At 73.2% G+C, this 19471-nt stretch carries 15 protein-coding genes; 4 read left to right on the forward strand and 11 right to left on the reverse strand.

Annotated features, from left to right (window positions below):
• Positions 1-248: 248 nt before the first annotated feature.
• The 4 genes from LG634_RS15555 to LG634_RS15570 form a co-directional block, all read right to left on the reverse strand.
• Complete coding sequence (locus LG634_RS15555) at positions 249-1085, reverse strand: hypothetical protein (RefSeq protein WP_226734395.1); 837 nt, start codon at positions 1083-1085, stop codon at positions 249-251.
• 185 nt (positions 1086-1270) lie between these two features.
• A complete protein-coding gene (locus LG634_RS15560; protein ID WP_226734396.1) occupies positions 1271-2686 on the reverse strand; it encodes a hypothetical protein in 1416 nt (471 codons plus the stop codon).
• 82 nt (positions 2687-2768) lie between these two features.
• On the reverse strand, positions 2769-4163 hold the full coding sequence (locus tag LG634_RS15565; RefSeq protein ID WP_226734397.1) for a hypothetical protein: 1395 nt from the start codon (positions 4161-4163) through the stop codon (positions 2769-2771).
• Between the two features lie 69 nt (positions 4164-4232).
• A complete protein-coding gene (locus LG634_RS15570; RefSeq protein WP_504967647.1) occupies positions 4233-5792 on the reverse strand; it encodes an MFS transporter in 1560 nt (519 codons plus the stop codon).
• Positions 5793-6135: 343 nt separating this feature from the next.
• Between LG634_RS15570 and LG634_RS15575 the strand changes: the two genes are divergently transcribed.
• Positions 6136-6924: an ABC transporter ATP-binding protein gene (locus tag LG634_RS15575; RefSeq protein ID WP_226734398.1), complete on the forward strand. Its 789-nt coding sequence runs from the start codon at positions 6136-6138 to the stop codon at positions 6922-6924.
• Complete coding sequence (locus LG634_RS15580; RefSeq protein ID WP_226734399.1) at positions 6921-9500, forward strand: ABC transporter permease; 2580 nt, start codon at positions 6921-6923, stop codon at positions 9498-9500. The genes LG634_RS15575 and LG634_RS15580 overlap by 4 nt, the downstream gene beginning before the upstream one ends.
• Positions 9501-9582: 82 nt before the next feature.
• Here the strand turns inward: LG634_RS15580 and LG634_RS15585 are convergent, their stop codons facing one another.
• From LG634_RS15585 to LG634_RS15605, 5 genes are all read right to left on the reverse strand, one after another.
• Positions 9583-11154 (reverse strand): DUF2079 domain-containing protein, encoded by a 1572-nt coding sequence (locus tag LG634_RS15585; RefSeq protein ID WP_226734400.1) that lies wholly within the window; start codon positions 11152-11154, stop codon positions 9583-9585.
• Between the two features lie 23 nt (positions 11155-11177).
• A complete protein-coding gene (locus LG634_RS15590; protein ID WP_226734401.1) occupies positions 11178-11801 on the reverse strand; it encodes a hypothetical protein in 624 nt (207 codons plus the stop codon).
• A complete protein-coding gene (locus LG634_RS15595) occupies positions 11794-12279 on the reverse strand; it encodes a SigE family RNA polymerase sigma factor (RefSeq protein WP_226734402.1) in 486 nt (161 codons plus the stop codon). Before LG634_RS15595 ends, LG634_RS15590 begins: the two co-directional genes overlap by 8 nt.
• A gap of 155 nt (positions 12280-12434) precedes the next feature.
• Positions 12435-12809: a type II toxin-antitoxin system VapC family toxin gene (locus tag LG634_RS15600; protein ID WP_226734403.1), complete on the reverse strand. Its 375-nt coding sequence runs from the start codon at positions 12807-12809 to the stop codon at positions 12435-12437.
• Entirely contained in the window at positions 12806-13069 is a 264-nt protein-coding gene (locus tag LG634_RS15605; RefSeq protein WP_226734404.1) for a type II toxin-antitoxin system Phd/YefM family antitoxin, read from the reverse strand. The genes LG634_RS15600 and LG634_RS15605 overlap by 4 nt, the downstream gene beginning before the upstream one ends.
• A 221-nt stretch (positions 13070-13290) precedes the next feature.
• Between LG634_RS15605 and mfd the strand changes: the two genes are divergently transcribed.
• Positions 13291-16821, forward strand: coding sequence for a transcription-repair coupling factor (gene mfd, locus LG634_RS15610; protein ID WP_226734405.1), 3531 nt, complete (start codon positions 13291-13293; stop codon positions 16819-16821).
• A 68-nt stretch (positions 16822-16889) separates the two neighbouring features.
• On the forward strand, positions 16890-17591 hold the full coding sequence (locus tag LG634_RS15615) for an HNH endonuclease family protein (protein ID WP_226734406.1): 702 nt from the start codon (positions 16890-16892) through the stop codon (positions 17589-17591).
• Positions 17592-17615: 24 nt separating this feature from the next.
• On the opposite strand, the gene LG634_RS15620 is transcribed toward LG634_RS15615, so the two are convergent.
• Entirely contained in the window at positions 17616-18419 is an 804-nt protein-coding gene (locus LG634_RS15620) for a hypothetical protein (RefSeq protein WP_226734407.1), read from the reverse strand.
• A gap of 103 nt (positions 18420-18522) precedes the next feature.
• Complete coding sequence (locus LG634_RS15625) at positions 18523-19290, reverse strand: hypothetical protein (RefSeq protein WP_226734408.1); 768 nt, start codon at positions 19288-19290, stop codon at positions 18523-18525.
• Positions 19291-19471 lie beyond the last annotated feature (181 nt).

The following is a 19471-nucleotide window of genomic DNA, read 5'->3' on the forward strand; positions in this document are numbered from 1 at the left end:
GGGGGCAACAGCCCCGCAGGGTCGGGGTTTCGGGGGCTCTGCCCCCGGGCCCCCGCGCCTCAAACGCCGGCGAGGCTGGAATGGGCCCGGCTCGCCTCAAACTGCCCAGCCCCAGGGGGCTGGAATTGGCCCGCCAAGGCCGGATGGGTCGGCGGAGCCGGAGGGGGCGCGGCGGAGCCGAAGTCGGCCCGGCGGGGCCGGAGGGTGCCGCGGAGGTTTCGCCCGAGCCGCGCCGCGTGCCGCCGCGGCTACGGCGTGCGGGGTTGCGGGACGGGGGCCGGGTGGGTGATGGGGGACGGGTTGCTCTGGAGGAGGGTGGAGGTGGTGAGGGTGACCGTCGCGGCGGGACCGGGCTCCGAGACGGGCGCCGTCACCGACGTGTCCGTGGCCTGGGTGACGGTGAGCGGCCGGTCGTCCAGCAGCAGCACGGGCGGCGCCTGCCCCGGCCGGAAGCCCGCCCCGGTGACGTGCAGCTCACCGCCGGAGTAGACGGCGGACGTGATCACGGGGATCGGCCGGCTGACGACCTTGTTCGTCAGGTAGGCGAGGGCCGGCCCCCCGGTGAGGAGGGCCACCTCCTCCGGCAGGTCCGGCAGCCCGGCCCCCACGTCGAGCACGAACGGGATGACGACGTACGCGAGCGCCACGCCGTTGAAGAGGACGTACTGGAAGTCGGCCAGATCAGGCGTCCCCGCATCGTTGTTCACCAGCTCCCGGACACTCGCCCGCCCGGTGCTGCGCGGCTTGATCAGCCGCCCGTGCTCGACCCGCGCCCCGACGATCCCCTTCGCTCCGAACAGCGCCAGGTACGGCCCCCCGAGCAGCAGCAGGTACAGCGGGGCGAGCGGCGCCAGCGGCCCGTCGTCGCCCGCGAACCAGTCCAGCCCCTTACCGCTCGCCAGCGCGTACGCGAGCAGGGTCAGCAGCATCCAGGCGACGACCAGCGACCAGGCCAGGGCGAAGGTCCGGGACGTGGACCAGCGGCCGTCCTTGCCGAGCATCGGCTGTTTCCAGGACAGCAGGCCCGCCGTCCCCGCCACGGCCACCGCCACCGCAACCCAGGTCACCCACGCCTGCGCACCCACGTCCGCTCCGCCCGCCCCACTGTCAACTCCCGTACCGGCACAGGACGTACCGGTCTCCGCCTCTGGTCTACCGCCCGCCCCGGTACATGACAAGGCCGGCTCTCCGCCCGCCCCCGTACGCGGAGGAGGCCGGGACCCCCGCAGGGACCCCGGCCTCCTCCTCGGCGCCATCGCCGTCCGCGGGGTTACCGCCGGACGACCGTGATCTTCGCCCGGTTGTCGGCCGGGTCGTCGCCCGCCGGGACCTGCGGGCCCGCGTTCGGGGCGTCCGGGTCGACGGTCGGCAGCTGGTGGTAGAACCAGGCCTGGCCCTTGGCACCCGCGACGATCCGGTCGATCTTCAGCTTGAACGGGAAGCGGACCTGCGCGCCGGCCTTGAAGGACTGCGGCGGCTTGACGCAGCGGTACCAGACGGTGCCGGCCGTCCGGTTCTTGACGGGCTCGCAGTCCGCGGGCCGCTTCACGACGCTCACGCCGGCCGGCAGCGTCACCCGGGTGACCAGCTGGGACTCGTCGTTCGTGCCGGTCCGGCCCGGGCCCTTGAAGTCGAAGCCGAAGGAGGCCGCGACCGTCTCGCCGGGGCGGCCCTTCAGGGTGGCGCCGACGGCGGTGTAGTCCCGCGGGTTGTCGACGCGGACGTAGTGGTACTTCCCGTTGTCGTACGGGTTCAGGTCGAGGGACAGCGCGGTGGGCGCGGCGGCCGCGGGCTTCAGCTTCAGCGCCGCGCCGGTGCCCCGGGTCCAGGTCGCCTTGCCCAGCGAGGCCCGCCGCTCCTCGGGGGTGTCCTCGTTCACGCTGTAGCCGACCTCTTCGGAGAAGCTCTCGGGGGAGGCCTTGACGGAGGGGTTCGCGGCGAGCTGCCAGGACCCGCCCGGGGCGAAGGAGCCGGAGAACTCGCACAGCACGGCCTCGGAGCCGTCCTTGTACGTGCCGTAGAGGCAGTTGCCGTACTTCCCGTGGGCGATGTCCAGGCCCGGGGTGGCGGAAAGGCGGACCAGGAGGCCCTCGGCCGGCTCCGTGCCCTTGTTGGAGAAGGCGACCGGCAGCGCGAACGACGCGCCGGGCTTGGTGTCCACGTGCAGCGGCAGACCGCTCGGGCGCATGGCGAGGTCCGGGCCGCCCAACTGGACCTTGGTGGTCCACGGCGTGACGGTGGCGCCGGCGACCTCACCGCTGATCTTGATGGCGCCGGTGAATCCGGACGCCGCGCCCTTGGCCGGGCGCAGCTTCACGATGGCGACCTTGGCGGCGTCGTAGACGCCGGTGTCGGACTCGCAGACGGCCGTGTCGCCGGTGCGCCTGCAGCTGTTGCCGCCGTACCAGACCTTCGCGTCGACCTTGCCCTTCAGGGCGGTGAGGTCGAAGGAAACCCGGTAGTGGACGCGGGAGTTGTCGCCCTTCACCTTGGCTCGCAGGGAGACCGAGAAGGACTTCTGCGCGGGATCGGCCGACCCGTCGTGGACCGGCAGGGCCACGTGGGAGGCGGCGGTCAGGCGGAGTTCGCGGGGCGCCGGCGCCGGCGCGGCCTGGGCGTACGGCACAGCCAGACCCAGCGCGGCCGCCCCCGTGGCGGCCGCGGTGAGCAGGGAGATCTTCTTCATGCCCGGTTGGATCCGCGACGGCCGGGCGGAGTTGTGGATTCCATGATCACGAAAGGGTCAAGACTGCGTCGGACGGCAGGACCTACGGCGCGGCGACCGTGATCGCCGCCCGGTCGTCCGCGGCGTTGGTGTCGCCCGCCGGGCGCTGCGGGCCGGGCTGGGGGACGTCCGGGTTCTCGGTGTGGTGCTGCCGGTACAGCCACGCTTCGCCCGTCGCGCCGGCCGCCGGCCGGTCGACCGTCAGCCGGAACGCGTACCGGGCCTTGTCGCCGGCCGTGTAGGTGCGGGGGCTCTGGACGCAGAGGTAGGCCGTCGCGCCCCGCTGCCCGGCGGGCCGGCACTCCGCGGGCACCGCCACGGCCCGTACGCCGGCCGGCAGGGTGATGCGGGTGACCAGCTCGAAGTCCTCGTCGGTCGAGCTCTTGGCGGGACCCTTGAAGTCGAAGCCGAAGGAGGCGTCGACGGTCTGTCCGGCGCCGGCCCGCACCGCGCCGCCGACGGCCGTGAACTCCGCGGGGCGCACGACGTTCAGCCGGGCGGAGGTCCAGTTGTCGGCCTCCTCCAGGTCCACGAGCAGCGGGGCCGCGAGCACCTTCGTCAGCTTCAGGTCGGGGCCGGTCCCCTGGGTCCACGTGCCGCCCTTGCGGAGCCTGCTGCGGGTCGCGGAGGTGTCCGCGAAGACGCCGTAGTCGATCCGCTCGCCGCCGGCCTGCGGGTTGGCCTTGACGGTGGGCGCCTCGGCCAGCCGCCAGGTGGTGCCGACGGGGATGGCGGCCGGGATCCGGCACAGGGCGGCCTTGCGGTCCGGGTGCACGCCGTACGCGCAGTTGCCGTACTGCTTGGCGAAGTCGAGTCCGTTGGTGGTGCGCAGCCAGACCAGGAGGCTCCTGGCGGGCTCCGTGCCCTTGTTGGTGACGCCGACGGGCAGCGGCACGGTCGCGCCGGGCTCGGACTGGGCGGGCAGGGCGCCGCGGGAGACCTTCAGGTCGGGGCCGCCGACGCGGATCTTCACGGTCCACGGTGTGACGGTGGCCCCGGCCGCCGTGGCGGTGACCCTGACCTCGCCGGAGGCGCCGGACTTCACGCCCTTGACCGCGCGGATCCAGACGCTCGTCACGGCCCGGCCGGTGCGGATGGCGTCGGCGGCCTCACAGACGGCGGTGTTCCCGCTGCGCAGGCAGTCCCGGCTGCCCACCCCCCAGTCGGCCTTGCCCTTCAGAGAAGTGAAGTCGAGGACGACCTTCCGCTTGAGCGGTGCGGTGTTGCCCGGGGTCCTGGCGCGGAGGTTGACGGTGAACTCCTTCGACAGCGGTGCCGGGGAGCCGCTGTACACCGGCAGAGCCAGCTCGGCCGCGGCGGTCAGGCGGAGTTCGCGGGGTGCGGCGGTCGCGCCCGGGGCGGCCTGGGAGTACGGGGCCGCCAGGCCCAGTGCGGCCGTCGTCGCGGCGGCCGCGGTGAGCAGGGAGATCTTCTTCATGCCGGTTGGATCCGCGGCGGCCGGGCGGAGTTGTGGATTCCATGATCACGAAATGGTCACGCGGGCGCCTCACGGCCGTACGGACTGCGCCTGCTCCTCGCGGAGTTCGGGGAGGACCGGGAACTTCCGCGGCGCCACCAGGACCAGGGCGAGCAGGGCGGCCACGGCGGCGACCGCCGCCCCCAGGTAGACGTGGTCGACGGCGGCCACCACCGCCTCGGTGAGGTGGTCGGCGGCTGCCGGGCTCAGGGAGTCCGGTTCGGCCAGGGCCCGTGACACCTCGTCGAGGTGCTCCGGCAGCCCCGGCACCGGCGCACCGGCCAGCCGGGCGGCGATGGTGGCGTTGGCGACGGCCCCGAACACCGCGGCGCCCACGCTCTGCCCGACCTGGCGGCAGAACAGCACGGACGCGGTGGTCGTGCCGCGCTCCGACCAGCCGACCGTCGACTGCACGCCGACGATCAGCGGCAGCTGGAACAGCCCGAGCGCGGCGCCCAGCGCCAGCGACAGCAGGGCCGGCTGCCAGGGCTGCGCGGGATGCGGCAGCAGCGGGAAGGCGGCCAGGCAGAGGACGGCGAGCGACATGCCGAGGGCGGCGGTGTTGCGGAACCCGATCCGCCGGTAGACGTGCTGGCTGAGAGCCGCGGAGACCGGCCAGCTCAGCGTCATCGCGGTCATGACCAAACCGGCGCCGACCGGGCCGAGCCCCAGGGCGGCCTGCGCGTACGTCGGCAGGAACAGCACCGGCGCGATCATCAGCAGGCCGAGGGCGCCCATCGCCAGGTTGACCGCGGCGATCGTGCGCCGGCGCCACACCCAGCCAGGCAGGATCGGGTCGGCCGCCCGCCGCTCCACGGCCACGGTGACGGCGCCGAGCACCACGGTGCCGGCCACCAGGGCGGCCGTCTGCAAGGACCACCACGGCCAGGCCACCCCGCCCTGGACGAGGGTGAACAGCAGCAGCGCGCCGCACGCGGACACGGCGGCGGCGCCCGCCCAGTCGATGCGGGCCCGCGGGCCCCGGGCCCGGGCCGGCTCGGCCAGGTGGCGGACCGTCAGCAGCATCGCGAGGGCGCCCAGCGGCAGGTTCAGCAGGAAGATCCACCGCCAGTCGGCGTACGCGGCGAGCAGCCCGCCGAGCGCCGGACCGGCCAGCGCGGAGGTCGCCCACACGCTCGACAGCCAGGCCTGGATCCGGGGCCGTTCGGGCAGCGGGTACAGATCGGCGGCCAGGGTCTGCACGGTGCCCTGGATCGCCCCCGCGCCCAGCCCCTGGACGGCCCGGGCGGCGATCAGCGTGCCCATGTCCCAGGCGCCGGCGCACAGCAGCGAACCCACCAGGAACAGTCCCGACCCGAACAGCAGCACCGGCCGGCGGCCGAACGTGTCCGACAGCTTCCCGTACACCGGCAGGGTGACCGTCACCGCGAGCATGTAGCCGGAGAACAGCCAGGAGAACACCGAGAACCCGCCGAGCTCCCCGACGATCTGCGGGACGGCCGTCGCCACCGCCGTGCTGTCCACGGCGACCAGCGCCATGCCCAGCATCAGGGCCGCCACCACGGCCCGGCCCGGCCGGCACACCGCTGCTCCCGGCGCCCCCGCCGCGCTCTCCCCCCTGCCGGCCACTGCCCCCACGGAGATCCTTTCACTGTGCACGCACTTCCTCCGGGACACCTTCTCACCGGGGTGCGCGCCCGGGTAGCCCCCGGAACCGATCGTCCGGAGGGCGGACATCCCCTAGGGGTACCTCCGTACTCCGGCCCAGGGGATGTTCGTCCCGGCGGATGAGGCGGCGAAGGGGACCGCGGCCTTTAACTGGTTCCTACGCGACGGGGGTGGGGCTAACCCCCCGGAGAAGACACCTCCGGGCACCAGGGCGGCGGGGGGCCGCCCGGCAGCAGACTCACATCACACGACCTCGACGCACACGACGTTGAAGCACACCAGGCACGAAGACGAGGAGAGAACCGTGACTACGGCTGTGACCATTCCCCGGCACGGGGGTACGGGCGGGCGGACGGCCGTCGCGGCGCGGGCGCGCCAGGTCGTGAAGGCGTACGGCACCGGCGAGACCCGGGTCGTCGCCCTCGACCACGTGGACGTGGACATCATGCGCGGCCAGTTCACCGCGATCATGGGCCCGTCCGGCTCCGGAAAGTCCACGCTGATGCACTGCCTCGCCGGGCTGGACACGGTGACCGGCGGCCAGATCCACATAGACGACACCGAGATCACCGGGCTCAAGGACAAGAAGCTCACCCAGCTGCGCCGGGACCGGATCGGCTTCATCTTCCAGGCGTTCAACCTGCTGCCCACCCTGAACGCGCTGGAGAACATCACGCTGCCCATGGACATCGCGGGCCGCAGACCGGACCGCGAGTGGCTGGACCGCGTCGTCGAGACCGTCGGCCTGGCCGGCCGCCTCAAGCACCGGCCCACCCAGCTCTCCGGCGGCCAGCAGCAGCGCGTCGCGGTGGCCCGGGCCCTCGCCGCCCGCCCCGAGATCATCTTCGGTGACGAGCCGACCGGAAACCTCGACTCCCGCGCCGGCGCCGAAGTCCTCGGCTTCCTGCGCCGCTCCGTCGACGAGCTGGGCCAGACGATCGTCATGGTCACGCACGACCCGGTCGCCGCCTCCTACGCCGACCGCGTGCTCTACCTGGCCGACGGCCGGATCGTCGACGAGATGTTCAACCCGACGGCCGACCAGGTCCTCGACCGCATGAAGGACTTCGACGCGCGCGGGCGGACGTCATGACCGTGCTCAAGACCTCGATGCGCAACTTCCTCGCGCACAAGGGGCGGATGGCGCTCTCCGCCATCGCGGTCCTGCTCTCCGTGGCCTTCGTCTGCGGCACCCTCGTGTTCACCGACACCATGAACACGACGTTCGACAAGCTCTTCGCCTCCACCGCCGCCGACGTCACCGTCAGCCCCAAGGGCTCCGACCCGGGCGACCCCAGCAAGACCGGCCGCCCCGAGACGCTGCCCGCCGCGCTCGTCGCGAAGGCGGCCGGCGCCCAAGGCGTCGAGCAGGCCGCCGGCTCCGTCGTCTCCACCTCCGTGACCGTCGTCAACGCCGGCAACGAGAACATGGGCTCCAGCACCGGCGCCCCGACCATCGCGGTCGGCTGGAGCGACCGCGAACTGAAGACCATGGCCATCGCCTCCGGCCACGCCCCGCGCGGCCCCACCGAGGTGATGGTCGACGCGGACACCGCCGGCAAGCACCACCTGAAGATCGGCGACGAGCTGCGCACCATCGCCGTCACCGGCGACTTCCGCGCCCGCATCTCCGGCATCGCCGACTTCAAGGTCACCAACCCGGGCGCCACCATCGTCTACTTCGACATGCCCACCGCCCAGCGCGAACTGCTCGGCACCACCGGCGTGTTCACCAACATCGACATCACCGCCAAGCCCGGCTTCACCGACGACCAGGTCAAGCGGAACGTCGACACCGCCCTCGGCGCGGGCACCCTCAAGCTCCAGACCGCCAAGGAGGCCGCCGACAGCGGCCGCGAGGACATCGGCGCGTTCCTCGACGTGATGAAGTACGCGATGCTCGGCTTCGCCGGGATCGCCTTCCTCGTCGGCATCTTCCTCATCTTCAACACGTTCTCCATGCTGGTCGCCCAGCGCACCCGCGAGATCGGCCTGATGCGCGCCATCGGCGCCGACCGCAAGCAGGTCAACCGCTCCGTGCTCGTCGAGGCCTTCCTGCTCGGCGTCGTCGGCTCGCTCCTCGGCGTCGGCGCGGGCGTCGGCCTCGCCGTCGGCCTGATGAAGCTCATGGGCCAGATGGGCATGAACCTGTCCACCGACGACCTGACCGTCCTGTGGACCACGCCCGTCGTCGGCATCGTCCTCGGCGTCGTCGTCACCGTCGTCTCCGCCTACATCCCGGCCCGCCGGGCCGGCAAGGTCTCCCCGATGGCCGCCCTGCGCGACGCCGGCACCCCCGCCGACCGCAAGGCCGGCTGGCTCCGCGGCGGCCTCGGCGCGGTCCTCACCGCCGCCGGCGGCGGCGCGCTGCTCCTCGCCGGACAGGCCGACAAGGCCGCCGAGGGCTCGCTGTGGCTGGGCCTCGGCATCGTCCTCAGCCTGATCGGCTTCATCGTGATCGGCCCGCTGCTGGCCGGCGCCGTGGTCAAGGTGCTCTCCGGCGTGGTCCTGCGGCCCTTCGGCGCCGTCGGCCGGCTCGCCGAGCGCAACGCGCTGCGCAATCCGCGCCGTACCGGTGCCACCGGTGCCGCGCTCATGATCGGCCTGGCGCTGGTCGCCTGCCTGTCCGTGGTCGGCTCCTCCATGGTGGCCTCCGCCACCGCCGAGCTGGACCGGTCCGTGGGCGCCGACTTCATCGTCCAGCCCGCCGGCGGCGCGCCGGTCCCGCTCGTGCCGCAGGCCCAGCAGGCCGTGCAGAAGACCGCCGGGCTCGACCACGTCACCGCGTACCGGATCGTCGAGGCGAAGCTGACCACGCCCGACGGCCGCACCTCCGGCGAGAGCCTGTCCGTCACCGACCCGACGTACCCGCAGGACGTGCGCCGCAAGATGGTCGCCGGCGAGCACGCGGCGGCGTACGGCAAGGACGCCATGGCCGTCGGCGAGGGCTTCGCCAAGGAGCACGGAGTCAAGGTCGGCAGCCCGGTGAAGGTCGCCTTCCAGGACGGCCGGACCGCCTCCCTCAAGGTCACCGCGATCACCTCGGACGAGGGCAGCCTCGACAAGGGCGCGATCTACGTCAGCACCGCCACCGCCCGCCAGTACGTCCCGGCGGACAAGCTGCCGGCACCGTTCATGCTGCTCGCCAAGGCCGAGGACGGCCGGGCCGACGCCGCGTACGCCGAGATGAAGACGGCGCTCGCGAAGTACCCGCAGTACAAGGCGCTCAACCAGGCCGACTACAAGCAGACCCTCAAGGACCAGGTCGGCCAGCTGCTGAACATGGTCTACGGCCTGCTGGCCCTCGCGATCATCGTCGCCGTCCTCGGCGTGGTGAACACCCTGGCGCTGTCGGTGGTCGAGCGGACCCGCGAGATCGGCCTGATGCGCGCCATCGGCCTGTCCCGCCGCCAGCTGCGCCGCATGATCCGGCTGGAATCGGTGGTCATCGCCCTCTTCGGCGCCCTGCTCGGCCTCGGCCTGGGCATGGGCTGGGGCGCCACGGCGCAGAAGCTGCTCGCGCTGGAGGGGCTGAACGTGCTGGAGATCCCGTGGGGGACCATCCTCACCGTGTTCGTCGGCTCGGCCTTCGTGGGCCTGTTCGCCGCGCTGGTCCCGGCGTTCCGGGCGGGCCGGATGAACGTGCTGAACGCGATCGCCAGCGAGTAGTCCGCACGGACGACGCCCGACGGGCGGGGCCCGGTGTGCCGAGTGCGGCGCACCGGGCCCCGCCCGTTCTCGCGTACGCGGGTCAGACCCGGCGCATCAGGACGTAGCCGTGGGCGGCGCCGGCCTGCTCGAACCGGGCCTCCGGATGCAGCTGGCGGGCGTACTCCAGCGGGTCGGGCACCCAGCCCGAGGAGTTGTCGACCGCGATCCAGTCCGGGACCACACCGCGGGTGCCGCCGATCCAGAACACCCGGCAGCGCGAGGTCAGCCGGGCGATCGGGCCGACGTCGGCCTCCACGCTCGCCCCGTCCGGGATCCGCGCCAGCAGCGCCTCCACGTCCCGGACCCGCTCGCTCTTCCCGTACGTACGCCCCTCCGTCAGCGCGGCCAGCGGCAGCGACGGGGTCAGGGCGAGGGCGGCGGCCGCGACCGCGGCGGGCACCTGGAGGGCGGCCGCCCGCACCAGGGGGCGGGGGCTGCGGCGGGTGCGGTCGAGGGCGTCGGCGAGGGCGAGGAAGACGACCGGCATCAGCACGGCGCTGTAGTGCCAGTCGGTGCCCCAGTAGTGGTCGTCGCCGGAGAGCATCCGCCAGCCGAGGGTGGGCAGCGCGACCAGCAGGAGCGGGGAGCGCAGGGCCAGCAGGGCGGTGGTGGGGACGAGCACCCACAGCAGGGTGCGGAACTTGGTGCCGAGGCCGTCGAGGGGACCGTTGCCGCTGTGGTCGAGCTTGGTCCAGTAGTCGTAGTCGCCGGCCGTGTTGAAGGCGGGGATGACCACCGTGAAGACGAGGACGGCGGCCGCCAGCCCGAACAGGGCGGTGCCCAGCGCCCAGCGGGCGGCCCGCGGATCGTCCCGCCGGGCCCGGAGGGCGACGACGGTCGCCACGGCGGCCAGGGTGACCCCGAGGTCCTCCTTGACCAGCACCAGCGGCAGCGCCCACAGCAGGGCCGCCCGGTACCGGGACGCGAGCAGCGCCTCCAGGGCGAACGCGATCAGGGGGACGGCGAAGCAGATCTCGTGGAAGTCGAAGTCGACGGCCCGCTGCACGCCCCAGGACAGGCCGAAGGCCAGCCCGAGGGCCAGGCCCCGGGGACGCCCGAGCAGCCGGGAGGCGGCCCGGGTGACGGGTATCGCGGCCAGCGCGAACAGGGCGGCCTGCACGACGAGCAGGGTCACCGGGGTCGGGAACACCCGGTAGAAGGGGGCGATCAGCGCGGTCACCGGGCTGAAGTGGTCCCCGAGTATGTGCGTCCCCGGCCCCTTCAGATCGGCGATCGGCGCCTGCAGCCCCGCGTACCCGCGGATCGCCTGCTCGAAGATCCCCAGGTCCCAGGAGAGCGTCTCCATCCGCCGGTACCGCAACACGCTGACCAGCGTGTACGCGAGGAACAGGCCGAGCGAGAGCAGGTACGGACCGGGGTCGCGGCGCACGACGGCCACGACCCGGCGCAGCCGGGCCGGCCGCGGGATGGGGGGCGCGGGCGGGGCCGCCGCGGCCCCGGCGGCCCGCGGGGCGGGCACGCGGACGGCGGGCCCGGCCGGGGCGGCGGCCGGTACGGGCGGCTCGGGGGCCGTACCGGGGTCGGGAGCCCGGTCGGGCTCGGGGGCGGGGAGGCGGCCCGGGTCCGGGTGGCCGAGGTCGGGGGAAGGCATGGGAGGGGATCCTCGGGTCGGGGTCAGCGGGCCGGCGTGGTCAGGGCCAGGGCGAAGACCGACGGGGACGCGGCGGCCCCCGGCGGCACCGGTGCCGGGCCCGCCTCCGGCGGCGGGCCGGCGACGACCGGGTCCGAAGGAGCGTACGCGTCCGATCCGGAACGTGCCTCCGCCCCGCCCGGCGGCCGGGGCGAGGAGCCCACGGGCCAGGTGCCGGAGCCGCTGGGGGTCAGGCCGGCCGACGGCTCCCCGGAGCCGGTCGGGGTGGGGGTGGCGGTCGGGGTGGGGGTGCCCGACGGCTCGCGGGTGTTGGTCGGCGGCGGGCCGTACGAGCCGGTGCCGGTCGCGGCGCCCGAGCCCGGGCCGGTGGACGGCGGCACCGAAGGGGTCGGCGAACCGGTCGGCGGGTCGGAGAACGGGCCGGTCGGCGCGGCCGGCCGCACCGGCTCCGTCTGCGAGCCCAGCGACAGCCCGGCCGCCGCGCCGCCGATGCCCAGCACGCACACCGCCCCGGCCGCCACCAGTGCCAGCCGCCGCCGGTGCCGTGCCCTGCCGCGCCGCACCACGTGCGCCACGTCGGGCGGCACGGCCTGCCGCCCCGCGTCCCGGGCGGCGTGCTTGAGCGCCTCGGACAGCCGGTCAGGCATCGGGGACCTCCTCCAGGTGGGGCCGGAGCGCGGCTCGCGCGCGGGACAGATGGGTCTTGACGGTGCCGGCCGCGATGCCGGTCTCGGCCGCCACCTGCTCGACGGTCAGGTCGCAGACGTAGTGCAGGACGGCCACCCGGCGCTGCCGGTCCGGCAGTGCCCGCAGCGCGGTGACCAGCGCGACCGTGCCCGGCCCCGGGCCCGGCACCGCCGGGTCGCCCTCGTGCCGCTCCCGCCAGGCCTCCGAGGCCCGCCGGCGGCGCCGCCACCGGCTGACCGCCAGCCGCCACGCGACCGTCCGGATCCAGGCCTCCGGCCCGGCGTCCCGGCTCAGCCGGCCCCGCCGCCCCCAGGCCCGTACGAACGCCTCCTGCACCACGTCCTGCGCCTCGTGCAGGTCGCCGGTCATCAGATAGACCTGTCCCACCAGCTGCTGAGCGGAGTGAGCGTAGAACTCCTCGAACTCCTCGACGGTCAAAAGTGCTCCCGGTGGTGGACAGATCTCACGCGGTATACGCCCGGGACCCCCACTCCGGTTGACACGCCCCCGCAACTTTTTCGAACGGGACACGAAAAGGCCCCGGTCCCGCAGCGTGAACACTGCGGGACCGGGGCCGGGAGCGGCTGCGCTGCTCAGACGGCGAGGACGGGCACGTCGTACAGCGGGATGAACTTGTCGCGCGTCACGAGGGTGAGCCCTTCGGTCTGCGCCTGGGCGACGAGTATCCGGTCGAAGGGGTCGCGGTGGTGCGGGGGCAGGCGGCCCGCCCGGGTGCCGTGGAGGCCCGTCACGGGCAGAGCCTTGAGCTGGCAGTCCCGCACCCGTTCCGGCAGGTCCGCCGGGCCGTCCAGCTTCCCGATGGCTTGTTTGACCGCGAGTTCCCACGGCGTGACGGCGCTGACGTACGCCAGCTCCTCGGTGTCGAGCAGGTCCTTGGTCTCCGCCGACAGCTCGGGAGAGTCCATGAGCCACCACACCACGACGTGGGTGTCCGCCAGCAGCTTCACGCTCGCTCCTCCGGAAGCAGGCCGAAGGCCTCTGCGAAGCCCGGGTCGTCGGACATGTCGTCGAAGTCGTCGCGGAACGTGACGGGCTCGGTCAGCGACCCCCGGTCCGTCCGGCGGACCTTGGACGCCAACGGAATCAGCTTCGCGACCGGCTCCCCGGACTTGCTGATGATCACCTCTTCGCCGGTGGCCACCAGTTCCAGGATCTTGGAGAGGTGGGTCTTCGTCTCGTGCACGTTGTACTGCCTGGCTGCTTCCATGGCGGCCTCTCAAGACACAGAGTGGACTAAGTGCTGGACTTAGGCTAGCTGGACGGGCCCCATCTGCGCCATCTCGCTCACCCTGACGAGTGACCGCAATCCCTCGGGCGAGTGACGGGCCCACGTCGTAACCTGGGAACCCCCGGCCCGTGCGACGTGTCGGGCCCTTCGCGTTGCCCGCGAATCTGCCCTGCTGCCCCTTCCCCGGACGGAAAGCCCTCATGAGCCTGCACGGTCTGCTCGATGCCGTCATTCAGGACCCCGCGCTCGGGGAGGCCGTCAAGGCGGCCGTCGACGGCAACCGGATGCACGTCGACCTGGTCGGGCCTGCCGCCGCGCGGCCCTTCGCCGTGGCCGCGCTGGCCCGGCGTACCGAGCGGACGGTGCTCGCCGTCACCGCCACCGGGCGGGAGGCCGAGGACCTGGCCGCCGCGCTGCGGTCGCTGCTGCCGGCCGACGAGGTCGTCGACTACCCGTCCTGGGAGACCCTGCCGCACGAGCGGCTGTCCCCGCGCAGCGACACCGTCGGCCGCCGGCTGGCCGTGCTGCGCCGGCTCGCGCACCCCAGCAAGGACGACCCGGCCGCAGGCCCGGTGTCGGTGGTCGTCGCCCCGATCCGGTCCGTGCTCCAGCCGCAGGTCAAGGGGCTCGGCGACCTGGTGCCCGTGGCCCTGCGGCAGGGCGTGAGCGCCGACCTCGGCGAGGTCGTCGAGGCGCTGGCGGCCGCCGCGTACGCCCGGGTCGAGCTGGTCGAGAAGCGCGGCGAGTTCGCCGTCCGCGGCGGCATCCTCGACGTGTTCCCGCCCACCGAGGAACACCCCCTGCGCATCGAGTTCTGGGGCGACGACGTCGAGGAGATCCGTTACTTCAAGGTCGCCGACCAGCGCTCCCTGGAGATCGCCGAGCACGGCCTGTGGGCACCGCCGTGCCGCGAACTGCTGCTCACCCCCGAGGTGCGGGAGCGGGCCGCGGTCCTCGCCGAGGCCCACCCCGAACTCGGCGAACTCCTCGGCAAGATCGCCGAGGGGATCGCCGTCGAGGGCATGGAGTCCCTCGCCCCGGTCCTCGTCGACGACATGGAGCTGCTGCTCGACGTACTGCCGGCCGGCGCGATGGCCGTGGTCTGCGACCCCGAACGGGTCCGCACCCGGGCCGCCGACCTGGTGGCCACCAGCCAGGAGTTCCTCCAGGCCTCCTGGGCGGCCACCGCCGGCGGCGGGGAGGCCCCGATCGACGTCGGCGCGGCCTCCCTGTGGGGCATCGCGGACGTCCGCGACCGGGCCCGCGAACTCGGCATGATGTGGTGGACGGTGTCCCCGTTCGCCGCCGACGAGGAGCTGTCCTCCGACACCCTCAAGCTCGGCATGCACGCCCCCGAGGCCTACCGCGGCGACACCGCCCGCGCCCTCGCCGACACCAAGGGCTGGCTCGCCGCCGGCTGGCGCACCGTCTACCTCACCGAGGGCCACGGCCCGGCGGCCCGTACCGTCGAGGTGCTCGGCGGCGAGGGCATCGCCGCCCGCCTCGACGCGGACCTCACCGCCATCGAGCCCGCCCTCGTCCACGTGTCCTGCGGCGCCCTCGACAACGGCTTCGTCGACCCGGTCCTCAAGCTGGCCGTCCTCACCGAGACCGACCTGACCGGCCAGCGCACGGCCACCAAGGACCTCGGCCGGATGCCCACCCGGCGCCGCAAGACCATCGACCCGCTGACCCTGGAGGTCGGCGACTACATCGTCCACGAGCAGCACGGCGTGGGCCGCTACCTCGAAATGGTGCAGCGCACCGTGCAGGGCGCCACCCGCGAGTACCTGCTCGTCGAGTACGCGCCCGCCAAGCGCGGCCAGCCCGGCGACCGCCTCTACATCCCCACCGACCAGCTGGAGCAGGTCACCAAGTACGTCGGCGGCGAGGCGCCCACCCTGCACCGGCTCGGCGGCGCCGACTGGACCAAGACCAAGGCGCGCGCCAAGAAGGCCGTCAAGGAGATCGCCGCCGACCTCATCAAGCTCTACAGCGCCCGGATGGCGGCCCCCGGCCACACCTTCGGCCCGGACACCCCCTGGCAGCGCGAGCTGGAGGACGCCTTCCCCTACGCGGAGACCCCCGACCAGCTGACCACCATCGCCGAGGTCAAGGAGGACATGGAGAAGTCCGTCCCCATGGACCGCCTGATCTGCGGCGACGTCGGCTACGGCAAGACCGAGATCGCGGTCCGCGCCGCGTTCAAGGCCGTCCAGGACGGCAAGCAGGTCGCGGTCCTGGTGCCCACCACCCTGCTGGTGCAGCAGCACTACGGCACCTTCTCCGAGCGCTACAGCCAGTTCCCGGTGGTCACCCGCGCCCTGTCCCGGTTCCAGACCGACACCGAGGCGAAGGCCACCCTGGAGGGCCTCAAGGAAGGCTCGGTCGACGTGGTCATCGGCACCCACCGGCTGTTCTCGCAGGAGACCAAGTTCAAGGACCTGGGCCTGGTCATCGTCGACGAGGAGCAGCGGTTCGGCGTCGAGCACAAGGAGCAGCTGAAGAAGCTGCGGGCCAACGTGGACGTGCTGACCATGTCCGCGACCCCGATCCCGCGCACCCTGGAGATGGCGGTCACCGGCATCCGCGAGATGTCGACGATCACCACCCCGCCCGAGGAGCGGCACCCCGTCCTGACCTTCGTCGGCCCGTACGAGGAGAAGCAGATCGGCGCCGCCATCCGGCGCGAACTCCTGCGCGAGGGCCAGGTCTTCTACATCCACAACCGGGTCGAGTCCATCGACCGGGCGGCCGCCCGGCTGCGCGAGATCGTGCCCGAGGCGCGGATCGCGACCGCGCACGGCCAGATGTCGGAGCAGGCGCTGGAGCAGGTCGTCGTCGACTTCTGGGAGAAGAAGTTCGACGTCCTCGTCTCCACGACGATCGTCGAGTCCGGCATCGACATCTCCAACGCGAACACCCTCATCGTGGAGCGCGGCGACAACTTCGGCCTGAGCCAGCTGCACCAGCTGCGCGGCCGGGTCGGCCGCGGCCGCGAGCGCGGGTACGCCTACTTCCTCTACCCGCCGGAGAAGCCGCTGACGGAGACCGCCCACGAGCGGCTGGCGACGATCGCCCAGCACACCGAGATGGGCGCCGGCATGTACGTGGCGATGAAGGACCTGGAGATCCGCGGCGCGGGCAACCTGCTCGGCGGCGAGCAGTCCGGCCACATCGCGGGCGTCGGCTTCGACCTGTACGTACGGATGGTCGGCGAGGCCGTGGCGGACTACCGGGCCTCCCTGGAGGGCGGTGCCGAGGAGGAGCCGCCGCTGGAGGTCAAGATCGAGCTGCCGGTCGACGCGCACGTCCCGCACGACTACGCGCCCGGCGAGCGGCTGCGCCTCCAGGCGTACCGGTCGATCGCCGCGGCCGCCACCGAGGAGGACGTCCGGGCGGTCCGCGAGGAGCTGACCGACCGGTACGGCAAGCTGCCGGAGCCGGTGGAGAACCTGCTGCTGGTGGCGGGCCTGCGGATGCTGGCCCGGGCCTGCGGGGTCGGCGACATCACGCTCCAGGGCAGCAACATCCGGTTCGGTCCGGTGGAGCTGCGGGAGTCGCAGGAGCTGCGGCTCAAGCGGCTCTACCCGGGGGCGGTGCTCAAGCCGGCCACCTCGCAGGTGCTGATCCCGCGCCCGAAGACCGGAAAGATCGGCGGCAAGCCGCTGGTCGGGCGGGAACTGCTCGCCTGGACCGGGGAGTTCCTGACCACGATCCTCGGGTCGTAGCGGCGTAGCGGCGTACGGATGCGGCCGGGCCCGGCGGCCCGGCCGCATCGCTGTCTAGGATCCGGTGCATGCGCCGAACCCTTTCTCCCGCGGCCGGCGGAGCCGCCCTGCTGCTCGCCGCCGCACTGGCCCTGACCGGCTGTACGCAGGAGCGGCCCGGGGCCGGTTCCGGGGCCTCCGGCGGGTCGGGGGGCACGGGCGGGGCGCCGGCGCTGGGCGCGGTGGACGCGCTCACGGTGAAGGGGCGGGCGGCGAAGTCCGGGTACGCCCGCGAGGAGTTCGGCCGCGGCTGGCGGGACACCGACGGCAACGGGTGCGGCACCCGCGAGGACGTCCTGCGCCGCGACCTGACCGGCACCCGGCTGCGGGACGGCCGCTGCACGGTGCTGTCCGGGGTGCTGGAGAGCGACCCGTACACCGGCCGGCGGCTGGAGTTCCGGCGCGGTCGCTCCGCCGTGGACATCGACCACGTGGTCGCTCTGTCGGACGCCTGGCAGAAGGGTGCCCGCGGCTGGACGCGCGCCAAGCGGGTCGCGTTCGCCAACGACCCGCTGAACCTGCTCGCCGTGGACGCCCGCGCCAACCGCCGCAAGAGCGACGGCGACGCGGCCACCTGGCTGCCCGCGAACAAGCCGTACCGCTGCCCGTACGTGGCGGCCCAGGTGGCCGTGAAGCGCAAGTACGGCCTGTGGGTCACGGCGGGGGAGCGGGACGCGATGAAGCGCGTGCTGTCCCGCTGCCCCGACCAGCACCTGCCGGCGGAGCGCTGAGGCGCCCCGCCGGTCGCCTCCGGATCAGGCCGCCTTGCCCGTCCGCTTCAGCTTGTCGGCGTCGATGACGTCCTTGTCGGCGGGCGGCGTCAGGTCGACCGCCTTGTTGTAGTCGGAGAACGTGATGTCCCCCGGCTCCTTGCCGTCCTTGGTCGCGCGCAGCAGGTACGGCTCGCCCTGGGTGGCCACGTAGTACGTCTCCAGGCCGTCCTCGGACGGGGCGGTCACGGTCAGCGCCTGCCGGCCGTCCACCGTGGCGGGCGCGCCCTTGCGGGCGACCGGGCTGCTCTTGCCGAAGGAGGCGAGGAGCTTCTCCAGGTCGCACATCTGGGCCGACTGCCGGGCTTCGGCGCTGCTCGCCTTCATCTTCAGCCAGCGGTCGGCGAGCATCGCGACCATCGCGTCGGCCTGGTTCTTCGGCATGTCCTTGGCCTGCGAGCGGTACAGCTTCGCGTCGCCCTTGTAGTAGATGACCTCGGACGACTTGATGATCTCCGCGGTGCCGGTGCCGCCGAGGGTGACCGTGCCGGAGCACTCGCCCTTCAGGTTCAGGGCGAGGTCCATCCCGACGTCCTTGCCGTCGGTACGGACCTTCCCCTTCAGCCGCATCGACTGGGCGGCCGTCGTCGCGGCGTACGCCTTCTCGTGGATCTGCGGGCCGGACAGGTCGGCGAACGGGTCGGCCGGCTTCGTGGCCTCCGGCGCCTTTGCCGACGCGGACCCCTTCGACTCCGGGTCCTTCGCCGGCCGGTCGGAAGAACCGCAGGCGGTCAGCCCGCCGAGCGTGGCGCAGACGAGTGCGGTTGCTGCCAGTGTGCGCATGCGCATCCGGAATCCCCCTGTGTGTCGACTGTGACGGCGAGACTAACCAACCCCCCTGACAGGGTTCCCGGCCGGTGGGGCCGCCGAACGTCCCGCCAACGGCCCCGGATCAGCCGAGTTTGGCGAGGTCCACGACGTCCTTCGCGGCCGGCGGGGTCACGTCGACCGGCTCGTTGAAGCGGGAGAAGGTGATCTCGCCCGGGTCGGTGCCGCCCTTCTGGAAGGCCTTCAGGAGGTACGGCTCGCCCTCGGCGGCGACGTACACGGTGGCGGTGCCGTCGTCCGCGGGAACGGTCAGGGTGACGGCCTTGCGGCCGTCGACGGTGGTCACCGGGCCCTTCTTCGCCTTGCCGGGCTCCTCCTCGAACTCCTTGAGCAGTTCGGCGAGGTCGCAGGCGCCGGTGAACTCCTCGGCGTCCGGGCTGTCGGCCGGGGTCTTCAGCCAGCGGTCGGCGAGCATCGCCACCACGGCGTCCGTCTCCTCCTTCGGGTCGCCCTTGCCCGCGCCCCGGTAGAAGGCCTCGTCGGCCTTCACGTACGCGTTCTGCTTCGACTTGATCAGTTCGAAGCGGCCCTCGCCGGCGGTGGACATGGAGCCGCGGCACTCGTCCGCGGTGGACAGCGACAGGTCGAGGGTCATCGGCTTGCCGCCCTCGGTGATCTTGCCCTTGAGGGTGAGCGAGGTGGCCTTGCGGGTGGCGGCCAGGGACTTCTCCAGCAGCTGCGGGCCCGTCAGGTCCGCGTACGGGGCGGCCTCGGCGGCGGGTGCGGCGGCCGCCTGCCTCTTGCCCGCGTCGGATCCGGAGGTGCCGCAGGCGGTCAGGCCGAGCAGGGCGGCGGAGGCGAGGGCGGTGGCGGCGAACGCGGTGGTGCGCATGGGGACTCCAGCGGGTGAGCGGGCTGAACGGCAGGGTTCATCAGAACAGAAGCTGTGAACCGAGTCAACATGGTTCACATGAAGTTATGGATTCACAGCGTGAGCTGTCCCTCCCGTGTGAACGAGTACTATCGGCGGCACAACGAACGGGTGACCACTGACCAGGGGAGCCAGCCAGTGC

The organism is Streptomyces bambusae, from assembly GCF_020532645.1.
Taxonomy (GTDB): Bacteria; Actinomycetota; Actinomycetes; order Streptomycetales; family Streptomycetaceae; genus Streptomyces; species Streptomyces bambusae.